We start from the raw sequence: 16,499 nt of genomic DNA, 5'->3' as shown, positions 1-16,499 counted from the left end.
AAGCTCGATACTTCCGGCTCCTTCGTCTGTCGATTCCGCGGTGTTCACCAATGCGTACGATCCGAAGCATGTGGCGGCCTCGCTGGGTGGCGTGAAGTCGGTGCGCAATGCCGACGCCGGTACTCATCGCATGCCTGCCGATGGCGAGTTCGAGTTTGCACTAACGGCTTTGGACAGCACCGATGCGTCGGGTACGGTTGCGGCCGACAAGGTGCCAATGCCGTCTGGTTCTGCCAATGGCAAGTCTACGGTGAAGAACGTTGGTCCGGCATTTACGTTCGGTTCGATTACGTACGCTCATCCCGGTACATATCGTTACCGGATCGTTGAGATTGCGGGCCATGATTCGACCATCAGCTATGACGGTCGCTCGTACGTGGTGACGGTTACGGTGAACGACGTGTCGGGCATGCTGGCTGCTTCGATGGACAAGAATGTTTCCGATGTGCTTTTCGAGAACGTTTACACGCCGGCTTATGTCGATGCTGAACTTTCCGTCGGCAAGGTGCTTAATGGGCGGGCGTTGAAGGACGGCGAATTCAGAGTCCTACTCACGCCGAGCAATGGCAATCCGGAGCACGGCGGTACGGGTGCTTTGACCGCTCCGATCAATCGTGTCAGTGCGGCTGCCCCCTCAAGCTCCGGCTCTCCGGTTTCCTCGCAGCCTGTAGGCTCGTTGATGTCGCAGTCGCTCGTCTCCCCGGTGAATCTTCAGAGCAAGGGGCAGTCCAAGTTTTCCATGAGGTTCTCGCATACGGGTGTGTGGCGCTATGTGCTGACCGAAGTGGCCGGTATGGAACACGGTGTCACCTACGACCGTACGTCGTACGGTGTCACGGTTAGGGTCACGGAGGAAGCGGCCTCGCATGGGCTGGCTGCTTCCATCTCGTTGGCCCGCGGCGGTTTGCCGGTGGACGCGGCGGTGTTTCACAACGAATACCGTCCCGACCCGGCAGGAAAATCATTGGCCAAGACTGGCGATGATGTCATTGCCATTGCGATGTTCGGTCTCACGCTCCTGCTGGCTGGCGTGTCGTTGATCCTCGCGTGTCGTTGTAGAGACTAGTGGCGGAGCTCAACGGATGGAACGGATGCTCAAACCGATATATTTCGGTTTGAGCATCCGCTGTATTGTCCCGGCTTATGCGATTTCCGCTTATGTAGTCCCCATTTCTTATCGCAGAGGTAGTATTGGTAGTCTTGGTATCTGGTTTGACTGGATAGGACGTGCTTGGATGCGTCTTAGGAAATAGTGAGGCATGGTTGATGGCAGACGAAACGGAACAGCAAAATCGCATGGCCGAAGATAACAGGCCATCGGATTTGGACGGCCAAGGCACAGGGGAGAAGGCTTCGGTTTCCTTGGCTGATGGAAGCCTCCCTGACAACGAGGCTGTCGAAATTGTCGGAGGCAAGGTCGAGAAGGTCAGCGTTTCCAAACATCCCGAAGCCTCCATACCGCAGACCGACCTCTCCTTGGCCGACATCAAACGCAGCCAGTTCCATCCCATGCGTTGGGTGGTCTATCTGGTTATTCTGCTGGTCGCTCTCATTGCTCCGTATTGGTTCGGGCGTGCGCTCGCGGTGCGTCACACCGCCCAGGTAGTCGGGCTTCTGAGCCCGTTCGCGCCGCAGGGCGTCGCGCTGGTCTCGTGGGCGGTCACCGTCTTCGCCCTCGCCACGTTTGCGCTTTCGTTTGTCGAGGCACATTCCTGGCTGTGGCGTGTTCTTTTCCTGCTTCTGCTGGCTTTCGAGCAGCTGATTGCAGGTGTCTCGCTTTTGAAATTCCAATTCTGGTACTCCACCTACGTCATGTACGGTTCCTCGGCCACGCTGCCGAACGCGGCGAACCTCGGCATCATCGCGGCGTTGGTTGCGGCGGGCGTCTATGCGATTCTTTTCGTGGGCCTGCTGGTCTGCATCAAGAAGGATTCGCCGCTGAACGTTCTGACGCGCAGCTGGGCTTCGTTCCTCCTGTACTTTGTCATCGAAGGCATCGCCCTCTTGATCGTCCTCTTCAGCGGCTTGCTCGCTGCCGTGTGACTCTGCTGCCATTGTGTGGCATTGACCGTCGCTGTGCGGTGCCGTTCGCCGCGCCATGATCATGAAGATGCGAGGAAAATCAGCCGAAACGTCCTCGAATCTTGATTTTTCTCGCGTGTCCGATTGAACATGCGATAAAAATCAGGGTTTGGGGTCGAAAACGCTGATTTTCCTCGCATCCATGAATCAAGAGGTAGGTCGACGACGATCAGGCCATGGTTTGGGAAATGGGGATTGCGTTCATCCCTACCTATTCCTATACTGGAAACTTGGCGTGTACTCGCCCGCGGATAGAGAGCGCTTCGGCATAACGCCGATGGCACCGCGCAGCAACTATAAGGAGGATGCCGTGGCACTTACGGCTGAAGAAAAGCATGAGATCGTAACCAAGTATGCGACGCACGAAGGCGACACGGGGTCTCCCGAGGTTCAGGTTGCGCTGCTGAGCAAGCGTATCTCCGATCTGACCGAGCACCTGAAGACCCACCAGCACGATAACCACTCTCGTCGTGGCCTGCTGTTGATGGTCGGCGATCGTCGTCGTCTTCTCAACTATCTGAAGAAGGTCGATATCAATCGCTATCGCTCCTTGGTCGAGCGTCTTGGTCTTCGTCGATAGCTGTTGTATGCCCGGGCCCCGTGCTCGGGCTTTTTCAGAGGTCTGATTGGACAGGACGGGGCAGCCCGTCTCATGATGTTCGCTGGTGTTGAAAACCGACGGCCCTAAGGTGAGGGTCGATAATTGAAAGAACTGGATATGTGTTCCGGCATGATTGCCGGCAATGCTGCTTCAGACTGAGAAGTGAAAGTCAATGTGCCGTCGCCAACGTTGGTAGAGGCCAGGTAAGCCTTACACAAAAAGACAGGGGTCGGATGTTGACAAAAGCATTTTGCAGTATGTTGGATAGTAGAAATTAAACAAAGGAGGAACCCTTGGAGGGTCCCGAAATCAAGGCCGTAGAGGCCGTTATTGACAATGGAACATTTGGCAAGCGCACCTTGCGCTTCGAAACGGGCCGTCTGGCCCAGCAGGCGGACGGCGCCGTAGCCGCCTACCTCGATGATGATTCGATGGTCCTTTCGACCACCACCGCCGGAAGCAGCCCGAAGGAAAACTACGATTTCTTCCCGCTGACCGTCGATGTGGAAGAGAAGATGTACGCCGCCGGCAAGATCCCGGGCTCGTTCTTCCGTCGTGAAGGCCGCCCGTCGAACGACGCCATCCTGGCCTGCCGTATCATCGACCGTCCGCTGCGTCCGCTCTTCCCGCACACGCTGCGCAACGAGGTACAGGTCGTCGAGACCGTGCTTGCCTGCAACCCGGACGATGCCTACGACATGATCGCTTTGAACGCCGCATCCGCATCCACCATGATCTCCGGCCTGCCCTTCGAGGGCCCGGTTTCCGGTGTGCGTCTGGCGTTGGTCGACGGCCAGTGGGTCGCCTTCCCGCGTTGGAGCGAGCGTGAGCGTGCGGTCTTCGAGATCGTCGTGGCCGGCCGTGTCGTTGAAAACGGCGACGTCGCCATCGCCATGATCGAGGCCGGCGCCGGCAAGAACGCCTGGAACCTCATCTATGACGAGGGCCAGATCAAGCCGGATGAGGAAGTCGTGGCCGGTGGCCTTGAGGCCGCCAAGCCGTTCATCAAGGTCATCTGCGAGGCTCAGAACGAGCTCAAGGAGAAGGCCGGTAAGCAGAACGACAAGGAATTCCAGCTCTTCCCGGAATATACGGACGAACTGTACAAGCGCATCGATGAAATCGCCCATGCCGACCTCAACGATGCCCTGTCCATCGCGGCCAAGCTGCCGCGCCAGGAGCGTATTCACGAGATCAAGGAAGACGTTCGCGCTAAGCTTGCCGACGAATTCACCGATATGGACGACGCCGAGAAGGAAAAGGAACTCGGCAACGCCTTCAAGGAACTGCAGCGCCAGATCGTGCGTCGTCGCGTTCTGACGGAGGACTTCCGCATCGACGGTCGCGGTCTGCGCGACATCCGCACGCTTTCCGCCGAGGTCGGCATCGTGCCGCGCGTGCACGGTTCCGCGCTCTTCCAGCGCGGCGAGACCCAGATCCTGGGCGTCACCACGCTGAACATGCTGAAGATGGAGCAGACGCTCGATGCCATCTCCGGACCGTCCACCAAGCGTTACATGCACAATTACGAGATGCCGCCGTATTCGACCGGTGAGACCGGCCGCGTGGGCTCCCCGAAGCGCCGCGAGGTCGGCCATGGTGCGCTCGCCGAAAAGGCGCTCGTGCCGGTGCTGCCCAGCAAGGAAGACTTCCCGTACGCCATCCGTCAGGTCTCCGAGGCCATCGGCTCCAACGGCTCGACCTCCATGGGTTCCGTCTGTGCCTCCACGCTTTCGCTGCTCGACGCGGGTGTTCCGCTGAAGGCTCCTGTCGCGGGCATCGCGATGGGCCTCATCTCCGGTGATGTCGACGGCAAGCACATCTACAAGACCCTGACCGACATCCTGGGTGCCGAGGACGCGTTCGGCGACATGGACTTCAAGGTCGCCGGCACCTCCGAATTCATCACCGCGCTCCAGCTCGACACCAAGCTCGACGGCATCCCCGCCGACGTTCTGGCGGCCGCACTGCAGCAGGCGAAGGAAGCCCGCACCACGATCCTCGAGGTCATCAACGAGTGCATCGACGCCCCGGCCGAGATGAGCCCGTACGCCCCGCGCATCATCACCACCACCGTCCCGGTCGACAAGATCGGCGAGATCATCGGGCCCAAGGGCAAGATGATCAACCAGATTCAGGAAGAGACCGGCGCTGACGTCTCTGTTGAGGACGACGGCACCATCTACATCGCCTCCGAGGGTGGCGACGGGGCCGAGAAGGCCAAGGCGACCATCGACGCCATCGCGCATCCGCATGTTCCCGCCGTCGGCGAGAACTTCAACGGCAAGGTCGTCAAGACCACGAGCTTCGGCGCGTTTGTCAACCTCACGCCCGGCACCGACGGTCTGCTGCACATCTCACAGATCCGCAACTTGACCAACGGCGAGCGCATCGACGCCGTCGAAGACGTGCTGAAGGAAGGCGACACCGTTGAGGTGACCGTCCAGGGCGTTGACGACCGCGGCAAGATCTCGTTGGCCATCCCCGGTTTCGAAGATCAGGAATCCTCACCGCGCGGCGGTGGCCGTGGCTCGCGTCGTGACCATGACGATCGCGGCGGACGCGGCTATCGCGGCCATCGTGACCATGACCGCGACCATGAGGACCGCGAGGAGCGTCGCCATCATGATGATCGTGACGATCGAAGGGACCGTCGTTCCGGCCGTGGCCGTGAGGACCGTGAGGATCGCGACGATGTTGATTTCGATGATCGTCCGCGTCGTCGTCGTTCTGAGCGTGAGGACCGTGACGACCGTCGTCGTTCCGATCGTGATGACCGTCGCGGCCATGATCGCGACGATCGTGATGTGCGTGATGACGATGTTGATTTCGATGATCGTCCGCGTCGTCGTCGTTCTGAGCGTGAGGACCGTGATGATTACCGTCGATCCAATCGTCGTGAGGGGCACCGTGGTGGCGCTCGCCGCAACGATCGCAACCCTCGGTATGCGACCGACGATCATTATGACGAGTATCGTGAGGACCGCGAAGAACGCAGCGAGCGTCCGCGCCGCCGTGTCCGCCGTGATTTCGATCCGTTCGATGACTGATTGAACGATTGATTGGCCGGATAGTCGTTCAATCGTATCGTTAGATAACGGATAACTGGTCTGCAACCTGCTTGGTTTGGTTGCAGACCAGTTTGTATATCTGCTGATGCCTACTGCTCATTTAGAATCCTCACTGACCGTTTTCTAGCATTCGACCGGCTTTGTGCTAGAAACGGGTCGTTTAAGGTCTCTCAGTGACCTGTTTCCAGCATCTTGCTGGGTTCGTGCTGGAAACAGGTCATTTTATTATCGTTTCATCTCTATTTTCAATGTTTTATGATGATTTGATTTGTTTGGTGTGGATGAATGTGCACTGTTGGACGGTTCATCCCGCGACACGCCTCAAATGTGGATAACCCCTATCATTCGACCACAGTACCCGTTTCAGCTTGCATTACCGGCCTGCAAGTGGATTGAATAGGTATATGGAAAATGCACTTACGATTTCAAGACCGCATCGCGCGGACACGCCGTTTGCGAGGCACAAAAGAATACTGTTGCCTGCCGAGGTAAAAGGCAGGCGGGTCAAAAGGCTGCGGCCGCAAAGGTCGCCTTCCACAATTTCCGCGATTCCATCGCCGGCGAGGTTGCCGGAATCCATGAAACCTCAGCCGTATCGGCCGCAGAGCCCTTTGTCGATGCGTGAATTGCCGCGTTCTCCTCAAGTGCTGAATGTACCCGATTTGTCGTTGAACGCGACCGCTCTGATGCTTCGGCCCACTGCAACGCAGAAGATTGCGGTTCTCCAGCCTCAAGCCGCTGGGGTAGCGGCATTGACATTAACCGAGCCTCCAATGCCGCAAACACAAAGATTGGGAGAAGTCTCGCGGACGGAAAAGAAAGGTCGAGACGAGAACGGTTGCGCCTCACCTGATGATTCACCGAAAAACAAAAGTATCGTCACCCATGCATTCGCTAAGCGGACGGTGGTTTTCCTTTCGGCGAGCGGGGGAGTGGGGCTGAGCGCGCTCTGCTCGTTGACTGCATTGCAGTTCAAGGACAGAGGCAGAAGCGCCGCATTGGTGGATGCGGATTTTGGCGCAGGCGGTCTCGATATTCTGCTGGGCCTTGAGAACGATAAAGGCCTGCGATTCGGCACCCTGAATGCGCCGTTGGGCAAGATCGATGGCGACGTGCTGAGCAGGCGGCTTCCGCATTGGGAGGGCATTCCCGTTCTGGCTTACGATTCGTGGAATAGCGAAATCCCGGAATGGTGGGAGGTCGAGGCTGCAATGTCGGCTTTGGAACGCAGCGTCGACGCGGTGCTCATCGATGGTGCTGATGGCCGGGTCGTCGATATGGTTCCTGAACTGCGCCTCGCGCCGGTAGTGGTCGTGATTGAGCTTTCGGTGCTTGGCTTGGCCCGTGCCAAGGCCTTGCTGGGAAAGGTTGTTTCGGGCCATTTCAATTCGATCGGCCGACGCGACGATTGTTCTGCAGACGATGGTATGGATTCGCATGAATACTCGGTTCAGTCGTGTTCGCAATCTTGTGGAGATGGCCTTGCCGCAGATGGCGAGGGCGAATACTTTGAAGACTATGGAACCACGCGTCTGGCGGCGATTGTGGGCATCGAGCCTAGGGGCACTTCGCGTCGGCGCGGTGTGGTGGACATCAATGAGGCGAGTGAGTATCTGGGGCATCAGATCCTCGGGCCGATATGTCCCGGCAACGCGAGAACCAGCGATGCCTTGGAGGGTCTGGGGCTCAAGATCGCGAAAGCCGACCGGACAGTGATGGCCGAGTTGGCCCATGCCGTCAGCGACGCGGTTGACGGAGGTGAGCGACATTGATGTTTGGGCCTCTTGAGGAATTGTCGCATGAACGCGCGCTGACCGATATCGCCGTGACCTGTGAGGGCCGGGTGTGGGTCGACCGGGGTGGCATGAGCGAGTATCACCCTGCGGTGCCGTTTCGTTCGCCCCAGGTCGTTCGCGAATACGCGACCCAGCTCTGCGCCCAACTGGGTAAACGGCTTGACGATGCCTGCCCGATCGCCGACGCTTCCAGCGTCGAGGGCATTCGTATCCATGCCGTCATCGCGCCGATTGTGCCGGTGGGTGCGAGTATCTCGATACGCTTCCCGAGCCGAACGGTTCCGCAACTAAGCGGTCTCGGGGCACGGGGCTTGTTTCCTTCTTCGTGGTTTCCTCTGCTTTGCGGTCTGGTCAGCAAACGCGCGACGATACTGATCACCGGAGGGACGGGAGCTGGCAAGACCACATTGCTGAAAGCCCTGCTCGCCCAAGCCGATCCTGCCGAGCGCGTGGTCAGCGTCGAGGAAGTCCGCGAATTGGGTACGCTCGGCCGAGGCAATCACGTTTCCTTGGTTGCCCGCGAGGCCAATGTGGAAGGCGCGGGTGCGATAGGTTTGCCGGAATTGGTGAAGGCCACGTTGCGCATGCGTCCGGACCGCATCATTCTGGGGGAATGTCGAGGCGAGGAGATCGCCGATCTTCTGCGAGCCTTCAATTCGGGACATCATGGAGGCATGGTCACCTTGCACGCCGACAGCGTCGACCGTGTGCCCTCCCGGTTGGTGTCATTGGGTCTTTTGGCCGGGCTCAGCCAGCCGGCTCTGACGATGCTTGCCGCCGGGGCTTTTGATGTCGTCCTGCATCTTGAACGTTGCAACGGCAGGCGGCGAATCGCTCAAATTGGCAGACTTTCGAAGGATTACGAGCATTTCGTCGGCGAGCCGATAGCAACTTGGGACGGCATCGGGATGCCGGTGCCCGGACCGGGATGGGACAGTTTCGTCAGTCGTTGGGCGGGGTGATGGCATGGATTGCTATGCGTTGGCGGCCGCGCTTTTGCTTGTCGGCGCGGTTCTTTGTCTTGGTTGGCCGAACGAAACGGGCAAACACGAGGCGCTCGCTCCAACTGCCGCCACATCTCAGGACATGCATAAGGCGGGTATCCTCTCGTGTATCGATGCGCTGAGGGCTTTGGTCAAGGCAGGTGGGTCGCTTGAAGAAGCTTTTGGTGAACAGATGCAGGGTGAGCCCCTCAGTGAAACCGCCACCATGCCTGATTTGGCGCAATTGCAGGACATTCTGTATGCCCAATTGGGCAAGAAGGAGACGGTGGATCAGGCGAATCAGGCGGCCATAGAGCTGGATCTGGCATGCAAACTCAGCAAAACCCTCGGGTGCGAGGCCTCGCATTGTCTGGATGCCGTTGCTTCGTCCTACAAACGCAACCGGATGATGAAGACTTTGAAAGACAATGCCTTCACCGTGCCGAAATCAACGGTGAAGCTTCTTTCCTTATTGCCGCTGGCTGGCCACCCTCGTTTTGGCGCAGCTGATGGGTGCCTCGCCTCTGGCCTTTCTCTTCGGCAATGGCGCCGGTCGGGTTTGCTTATTGCTGGGGGCAGGTACCTATGGATTGGGAATGCTGTGGATGAAAGCGTTGATGGATGGTGTGGATGCGGCTGAAGGCACGACAAGGAAAAACGGTGATGACACTCTTTGACATGTATTACATCAGTCGGGGGCGATGAATATGGACGCATTAATTTCAGGATGTCTTGCCGCTGTTGCGTGGATGCTCTGGCATCCGCCTGCACAGATGCTTTCGCGGCAGTTGGGTGCTTTGGACAAGACCTTTGCGGCTGGTCCGTCGCTTGGGGTTATTTTGGAGATGATGGCGGTGGCCATGCGCGAAGGCTCGTCGATTCCCCACGCCCTCGAGGTCATCGGCTCGATTGTCGGCGGGACGCTGGGAGACGGGCTCTGCCGGGCTTCGCGCTCATTGATGCTTGGGTTCAGCTGGGAGGATGCATGGTTCGCCGCTTCCCTGTCCTGCCAGAAGACCGGCCGGTACGACGGGCAGAGGCCCGAGCCGGATGCCGGGCATCGCGGAAAATATCGGAATGATGACGACGATTCATCTTCGGCTGATGTCGCTTTCACGCTTGATGCATTAGGCATCATTGACGATGCTCTGAAAAGCACCTGGACCCGCGGTGTTTCGCCGGTCGGCCCATTGGAAAGCGCGGTCGAGCAGCTTGATGCCAGAGCCCGTGCAACGATCGAGCAATCAGCTCAGAGGCTTTCGGTCAAACTTCTTTTGCCCACGGGACTCTGTTTTCTTCCCTCTTTCATGCTCATCGGCATCATCCCCGCCATAGGCTCGTTCATCGGTCACTAGAATCTGCCGGTTGCCTATCCATAGGCGGGCTTTGCGATGTTGATAACTTTTCGATATTCCACATCGCCGTCAACAATTGCTGTGGATGAAAAGTGCGACACGCCCGGAATGTGCATAACCGCTATCATCCGACCACAGTACCCGAAATCCTCACGGTAAACGAGACATTTCTGTCAGACTGAGGATATCGCAACCGCAACGGCTGCGATGACAAATTTCCGAAAAATCAAAGGAGCAATCATGGCTAAAGAATTGATGACTATCAACCAAAACAACACTGGTGCCGTCACAGGTTTTGCCTCCCGTCTCTCCGAGCGCTCAAGGCAGGTCAAAGGACAGCTGTGCCTGCTCGATGCCCGTTTCCGCACTGTTATGGCGCAGCCTGACGAAGGCGCGGCGACGGCGGAATACGCGGTGGTTCTTGTCGCCGCAACAGGATTCGCGGCGGTGCTGGTGGCTTTGCTCAAATCCGGCGCCGTAAAGGCCCTGCTGATGGCGTTGGTCAAGAAGGCGCTCAAGGTGGTCTGATCTCGCGTTTTCCGGTCTGGGATGGGAACGGACGATGTGGATTGCAGAGAGGATGCGGTGAATGATGTCATTTCAAATGGCGCAGTCGCAAGCAGTGACGCAACGTTATTCGCACAGGCGCCTCATCGTGATGGCTGTCGGCATGTCAGATAGTATGGTCACCTCGCTGATGACATGGGCGCGTCGCTTGTATCAGCGGCTTCGCAGCCATGTGACCGGCGGCCGGCATCGGCGTTTTGGCGGCTTCGGTCCGCGCCAACGGGCACGCAGCGACGAAGGTGCCGTCACCGCCGAGTTCGCTGTGGTGCTTCCGGCCGTGATGGCGATGGCCGTGCTGCTGATGATGCTGGCCAGGGCGGTCACGGTGGAGATGAACTGCCAGGACGCCGCCTCTGCAGCCGCGCGTGTGGCCGTGGTGTCCAAAAGCGACTACGAGGCCCGTCTTGCCGCGCAAGATGCCGCCGGAGGCGATGCCAGCGTCTCCATATCGAGAGGTTTCAAGCAGGTCAAGGTGACAGTGAGCTGTCGCGTGGTGCCTGATCCCATGCATGTCTTGCCCATGGCCGTGGTCGGCAAAGCGACGGGGGTAATTCAATGATGGGCCGGCGGCACAAGCGCTTCGGTGCTGGAAAAGAGCTGAAAGGCATCGAGATGATGAGGGCCGCCAAAAGCGAAAGAAAGTGTCATGACTGTTCGCTTTTGCACGATTTTCGATTTGAAGTGTCGAATCGGGTGAAGCGATTCTTCGCTTTGCCCGTGTTCGGCAAGTCGGCATCGGCTTCAACGATTGCGCATCACGGGCTGCGAAACAATGGCATATGTGACGAGGGTTCCGGAACCATCAACGGGGTCATGCTGATCGCTGTTGCCGCGGTGCTGCTATCGGCCATTGCCTTGGGCGGCAATCTACTGGCCTGTATCTCGCAAGCTCGCTCGGCCGCCGATCAGGCTGCCATCGCGGGAGCGTCGTCGGCGCGTGACGGTGATTTCGACCCATGCATCAAATCCCGCCTGGCCTCAACACTCAACAAGGCGGCACTGATCACTTGCACGGTGGATGAAGAAGATGTCACCGTCAACGTCGCCGTGAAAACCGCGGTCCCGTTCGTCCCCACGGTCTCCCGCATGGCCCGGGCAGGGCCGGTAGAGTGTTCATAGGAATTCCGATGGATGTCAACGTTGTTGTTGGCGCGACGCAACGGGACGGCTGCGATCCTCGCAGCCGGTAGGATTCAGAGTTTTCTCTCAATGGCTCTGACGTATGCTCTTCAGTCGGCGAGTTTGAAGGCCGTGAACGCGACGGTCACCGCTGACCCGACGCGCTTGGAAGACCGAAAGAGAGCGAATCCGCTTGCGAAATATTCCTCAAAGATAGTCGGGTGAAGGTAGGTTAGAGATATGGCACTTGCATTGTATCGACGGTATCGGCCAGACACATTTGATGGCATCATAGGGCAGGATCAGGTCACCGTCCCTCTTTCCCGGGCGTTGGACGAAGGCAGGCTCACCCATGCCTACCTCTTCAGCGGGCCGAGGGGCTGCGGCAAGACCAGTTCCGCGCGCATATTGGCCCGGTGCATCAATTGCGCCAAAGGTCCGACCTCGCACCCATGCGGTGAATGCGAAAGCTGCAAGGACTTGGCCACCGGCGGTCCCGGTTCGATCGACGTGGTCGAGATCGATGCCGCCAGCCACAACGGCGTCGAGGATGCCCGTGAGCTGCGGGAGCGTGCCGCATTCGCCCCGGCCCGTGACAGGTATAAGATTTTCATCCTTGACGAAGCCCATATGGTCACCCAGCAGGGGTTCAACGCCCTGTTGAAGATCGTGGAAGAGCCGCCGGAACATGTCATGTTCATCTTCGCCACCACCGAGCCCGACAAGGTCATCTCGACGATTCGTTCGCGTACCCACCATTATCCGTTCCGTCTGGTGCCGCCTGAGGTCATGGGGCCGTATCTTGAAGAGGTATGCGACAAGGAGCATATCGATCTGGAACCGGGCGTGCTGAAGCTTACCATGCGTGCCGGCGGTGGATCGGTGCGCGACACGCTTTCCGTGCTCGACCAGTTGATGGCCGGTGCCGTCGACAACGAGGTGTCATACGATTCCGCAGTAGCGCTGCTCGGCTTTACCCCCGACGAGCTTATCGGCGAGTCGATTGACGCTGTCATCGACAAGGACGGCGAGAAGCTTTACGCCGTGGTCGAGAAAGTCGTGGTAGGCGGCTTCGAACCCAGACGGTTCGTGGAGGATCTGCTTGCCCGTGTCCGCGATCTTCTTGTACTCACCCTTGGTGGCGAGAAGGCGGAAAACGTGTTGAGCGACGACTCCGCGGTCGAGGATATGAGCGATCTGCACCGACAATCCAAAGCGTTGGGACTTGCGACGCTTACGGCGATGGCCGAGACCATCAACGACACCTTGGGCAGTATGACAGGTGCGATCTCGCCTCGTATGCGTCTGGAGCTTTTGGCCGCGAAACTGCTGGCCGGCCGCGAGAACGGTTTTGCACCGGGCGCTGCTCAGGCCAGTTCCGTCGTCTCCTCAAATGTTGCTGGCTCTCCAGCCAACAATAACGGAGTCCCTCAGAATGCCAATCCGCCACAAGGCCGAGGCGGTTTCATCGGTTCGAGCAGAAATGCCGCGAATCACCAGCAAGGCAATCGTCAGGCTCAAACCCAGCCGGTATCCGTATCTCAAGGTTTTGCGCCGAATACCACGGTCCAAACTCAGCAGGCCAGCAATAATGTCAACGGACAGAATGCTGCCGGCAATGGCACTCATACGCCGAATGCCAATGATGAACCGAGCGGATGGCAAGGCAACATGCAAGGTGGGAACGGACAAAGTTCGCAGTCTTCCGCCCGTGGCGACGCAACCGCCGGTGCTGACGTGAGCGCACATGCACAGCAGAACGGCCAAACTGTTGCGCCGCCCAAAGGTGAACGTCGACCCGAATGCCACTGTCGAACAAAAATGGGACATCGTACTCAAGGTATTGCCGGAGGACGTGCGTGAATACGTCGCGCACGACAAGGTGCCTACGGTTTCGTTGGCGACCAACAACGCCGGCAGATCTCGTCTGTCGATGACTTTCGACTGTGCGCTGAGCCAGCATGCCTTTGCTTTGGCGCTTGCCTCCGATGCCGAGCACAATGGCCAGAAGGCCGCCAATGTGGTGTTGGATGGGGTGCGCTCCGTATTCGGGCCTCACACCATGATCGCTCCCACTGGTGTGGCCGCAAACGGTGAAAGGGTCATTTCCACCAAGCGTATGAAGCCTGAAGAGCTTGCCAAGGTCAAGCGCGATATCGCGGTTGCCAAAGTCTCCGCGACCGGCGGATTGGGCATGGTCGGCGTGCAAAGTGGCCACAGCGCCTCGGCACCCAAAGAACAGAAGAAGTCCGACGCCGATGCCGCCGATGAATCCGATGATTCTTCTCATCGAGCTGCTCACCCGGAAAATGAGAGTGACAAAGGCGACGACCGCATAAGTAAAACCGGTAGTGGTGATGCGCAAACAGAAAACGTTTCATCTCAGCGTGTCGATACCGCTACGAACGCGTTTGCTTCAGTGCTGCCGCACAATGGCGGAAGTTCCTCGAACCCATCAACGATGGGCCCGGGGTCGCAAAACCCTATGGATGCCGATTACGATCCATGGATGAACCCATTGCCCACGCCAGGTTCCCGGAATGCAACGGATTCCAATCCGACTGACCGGAAAACAGGGCGGGTTCCCGGTGCCGCTGCCTCGCAAGATTTCGATGGCCATGGAGCCGGCCTCCCGTCATCCGCCGATGAATCGGAAAACCGACCTGCCGAACATCATAAGAAACATATCGCCGTGCCCGACATCAGTGACGGCATTGACCCTTGGGCCACCCCGCGCACGGGCAGGAGGCTGACGATTCCAACCCTGGCGTAACCGCTGCTGATGGCGGTTCGGCTGCTCGGCAGCCGGCAAACGGCAACGGTACCCACGACTCGGTGTCTACAAGCAATTCCGATAATTGGCAGACCAGACCGCCGGATTCTCCCGTCAATGGCCCCTATGCTTCAACGAACGGCAAAAACGGTGCCGGGGCCCCAGCTTCCCCGGAATCCGACAATCAAAGCAAATCCGCCGCTGCGAACGTCAATCCTTCGGGCAATCTCGATGACAGGGGAGACGTGGCCGCACGTTTCCAGGACGCCGATTTGGCCGATGATGCCGAACAACGTCCACGGGTGGCGGCCGAGGATGATGATTATTCCCTGAACGACCAGTCGTTGGGCGATGTCACGGCGGTGGGCTTGGATGAGCTCTCCAAGCTCTTCGAGGTCAAAAAGGTCGAGAGTTTCAAGGCCGACGATCCGAAGAACCCCAAGAACATCAAACCGGTCAACAATCATCCCGAAGAGGAGAGGCGATAAGATGGCATTGGCTTATGATGGCGCGATACAGCGTCTTATCGACGGTTTCGCGCGCCTGCCGGGCATCGGTCCCAAAGGTGCCCAGCGTATAGCGTTCTATTTGCTTTCGGCCAGTGACGAGGAAGCGCAGGATCTCGCCGACGCCATTCGCGAGGTCAAGGAGAAGGTGCGTTTCTGCGAGATCTGCGGCAATGTATGCGAGACGAGTCCGTGCCCGGTCTGCTCGGATCCGCGCCGTGACCACTCCATCATCTGTGTGGTCGAGGAGCCGAAAGACGTGATGAGCATCGAGCGTACCCGTGAGTTCCATGGCGTCTACCATGTGCTGGGAGGCGCCATCAACCCGATGGCCAACGTCGGTCCCGGCGATCTGGCCATTCCCAAACTGCTCGACAGGCTCAAAACCGATGAGGTCAAGGAGATCATTCTGGCGCTTGATCCCAACATCGAAGGTGAGGCGACCGTCACCTACCTAAGCAGGCTGCTGTCCCCGCTCGGTCTCAGGGTCACGCGGCTTGCCAGCGGCCTGCCGGTGGGCAGTGACTTGGAATATGCGGATGAAATCACGCTGGGAAGGGCTTTGGAAGGCCGGCAGGAAGCCTGAACGTTCAATAGCGTATGCCCGCATGGTGGTAGGTGGCCCAATCGGGCGGGAGACTGGCATATAATGCAATCATTACTGTCAAAAGTCGACCGCAAGAACGGGTTATGCTGCGCTTTTTGCGTCGTTTCGTCTGTGGCCCGGCTGAGATTTGGCGGCATACATCTTTTACGATGTATCTGCCGGGGGAGATAAGTGAAATCGTGGCGCTCATCGTGCAGAAATACGGCGGTTCCTCTGTGGCCGACGCCGAGTCCATCAAGCGCGTCGCCAGGCGGATTGTAGAGACAAAACGTAAGGGCAACAATGTCGCCGTCGTCGTTTCGGCGATGGGGGACACCACCGACGACCTGATCGATCAGGCGATGAGCATCGATTCCAATCCTCCCGCCCGCGAAATGGACATGCTGATGACGGCAGGGGAGCGTATCTCGATGAGTCTTTTGGCGATGGCCATCCACGCCGACGGCGAACGCGCCTACTCGTTTACCGGTTCCCAGGCAGGTTTCATGACCGACGCCCAATTCGGCGCGGCGCACATCAAAGCCGTGAAGCCCGAGCGTGTGGCCCATGTCGTGCACGACGGCAAGATCGCCATTGTCGCCGGATTCCAGGGTATCAACGCCGATGGTGATTACACCACGTTGGGCCGCGGCGGTTCCGATACTTCGGCGGTGGCGCTCGCAGTGGCAATGGGTGCCGATATCTGCGAGATCTACACCGACGTGGACGGTATTTTCACCGCCGATCCGCGTATCGTACCCAGCGCTCGTCGCATCCCGTCCATCGGCTATGACGCCATCCTCGAAATGGCCTCCTGCGGTTCGAAGGTCCTCGCCCTGCGTTGCGTCGAATACGCCCAGCGTTTCAATATGCCGTTGCATGTGCGCAGCTCGTTCTCGCACCGGATGGGCACGTTGGTGGTGCCGGAGGGCGTCGATGCGCGAACGTTGCCGAACCTGAATTGACAGGCTGGCAACGAGCCTGTTTGCATGGATAATGAGAACAGAACATATCTTCATAGACTTCAACGCCAAGAGAACAAAGGAAACACAATGAGCAG

The 16,499-nt window shown here is 58.5% G+C and carries 15 protein-coding genes and 1 pseudogene; all 16 read left to right on the top strand.

Features of this window, described 5'->3' with window-relative positions; genetic code table 11:
- Positions 1-130 precede the first annotated feature (130 nt).
- The 16 genes and pseudogenes from OZX74_RS07505 to OZX74_RS07430 all read left to right on the top strand — a co-directional run bounded on the left by OZX74_RS07505 (position 131) and on the right by OZX74_RS07430 (position 16,404).
- Positions 131-1,066, top strand: a complete 936-nt coding sequence (locus OZX74_RS07505) for an FctA domain-containing protein (RefSeq protein WP_277156311.1) — start codon at positions 131-133, stop codon at positions 1,064-1,066.
- 200 nt (positions 1,067-1,266) lie between these two features.
- Positions 1,267-2,043, top strand: coding sequence for a hypothetical protein (locus OZX74_RS07500; protein WP_277156310.1), 777 nt, complete (start codon positions 1,267-1,269; stop codon positions 2,041-2,043).
- Positions 2,044-2,392: 349 nt separating this feature from the next.
- Positions 2,393-2,662 carry a 30S ribosomal protein S15 gene (rpsO, locus tag OZX74_RS07495; RefSeq protein ID WP_277142331.1) on the top strand — a complete coding sequence of 90 codons (270 nt, stop codon included), beginning with the start codon at positions 2,393-2,395 and terminating at the stop codon, positions 2,660-2,662.
- Positions 2,663-2,976: 314 nt separating this feature from the next.
- On the top strand, positions 2,977-5,733 hold the full coding sequence (locus OZX74_RS07490; RefSeq protein WP_277156309.1) for a polyribonucleotide nucleotidyltransferase: 2,757 nt from the start codon (positions 2,977-2,979) through the stop codon (positions 5,731-5,733).
- Positions 5,734-6,527: 794 nt separating this feature from the next.
- Positions 6,528-7,526, top strand: coding sequence for an ATPase (locus tag OZX74_RS07485; RefSeq protein ID WP_277156308.1), 999 nt, complete (start codon positions 6,528-6,530; stop codon positions 7,524-7,526).
- Entirely contained in the window at positions 7,526-8,512 is a 987-nt protein-coding gene (locus OZX74_RS07480; RefSeq protein WP_277156307.1) for an ATPase, T2SS/T4P/T4SS family, read from the top strand. The genes OZX74_RS07485 and OZX74_RS07480 overlap by 1 nt, the downstream gene beginning before the upstream one ends.
- Before the next feature lie 4 nt (positions 8,513-8,516).
- Complete coding sequence (locus OZX74_RS07475; protein ID WP_277156306.1) at positions 8,517-9,173, top strand: hypothetical protein; 657 nt, start codon at positions 8,517-8,519, stop codon at positions 9,171-9,173.
- Between the two features lie 67 nt (positions 9,174-9,240).
- Entirely contained in the window at positions 9,241-9,888 is a 648-nt protein-coding gene (locus OZX74_RS07470; RefSeq protein ID WP_277156305.1) for a tadC protein, read from the top strand.
- Positions 9,889-10,128: 240 nt separating this feature from the next.
- A complete protein-coding gene (locus tag OZX74_RS07465) occupies positions 10,129-10,416 on the top strand; it encodes a DUF4244 domain-containing protein (protein ID WP_277156304.1) in 288 nt (95 codons plus the stop codon).
- 61 nt (positions 10,417-10,477) lie between these two features.
- Positions 10,478-11,014, top strand: coding sequence for a TadE family type IV pilus minor pilin (locus OZX74_RS07460; RefSeq protein WP_277156303.1), 537 nt, complete (start codon positions 10,478-10,480; stop codon positions 11,012-11,014).
- A gap of 134 nt (positions 11,015-11,148) precedes the next feature.
- A complete protein-coding gene (locus OZX74_RS07455; RefSeq protein ID WP_277156302.1) occupies positions 11,149-11,574 on the top strand; it encodes an Rv3654c family TadE-like protein in 426 nt (141 codons plus the stop codon).
- A gap of 240 nt (positions 11,575-11,814) precedes the next feature.
- Positions 11,815-13,437 (top strand): DNA polymerase III subunit gamma and tau, encoded by a 1,623-nt coding sequence (locus tag OZX74_RS07450; protein WP_277156301.1) that lies wholly within the window; start codon positions 11,815-11,817, stop codon positions 13,435-13,437.
- Positions 13,430-14,347 (top strand): hypothetical protein, encoded by a 918-nt coding sequence (locus OZX74_RS07445; protein ID WP_277156300.1) that lies wholly within the window; start codon positions 13,430-13,432, stop codon positions 14,345-14,347. The genes OZX74_RS07450 and OZX74_RS07445 overlap by 8 nt, the downstream gene beginning before the upstream one ends.
- 293 nt (positions 14,348-14,640) lie before the next feature.
- Positions 14,641-14,835: pseudogene (locus tag OZX74_RS09155) on the top strand (hypothetical protein); the annotation flags it as partial.
- A gap of 1 nt (position 14,836) precedes the next feature.
- Positions 14,837-15,439 carry a recombination mediator RecR gene (recR, locus tag OZX74_RS07435; protein WP_277156298.1) on the top strand — a complete coding sequence of 201 codons (603 nt, stop codon included), beginning with the start codon at positions 14,837-14,839 and terminating at the stop codon, positions 15,437-15,439.
- A 200-nt stretch (positions 15,440-15,639) separates the two neighbouring features.
- Entirely contained in the window at positions 15,640-16,404 is a 765-nt protein-coding gene (locus OZX74_RS07430; RefSeq protein ID WP_277157464.1) for an aspartate kinase, read from the top strand.
- Positions 16,405-16,499: the final 95 nt, after the last annotated feature.

Source organism: Bifidobacterium sp. ESL0798 (assembly GCF_029395415.1).
GTDB lineage: Bacteria > Actinomycetota > Actinomycetes > Actinomycetales > Bifidobacteriaceae > Bifidobacterium.
Note: the sequence above shows the minus strand (reverse complement) of the source record. Positions and strands in the feature narration are given on the sequence as shown.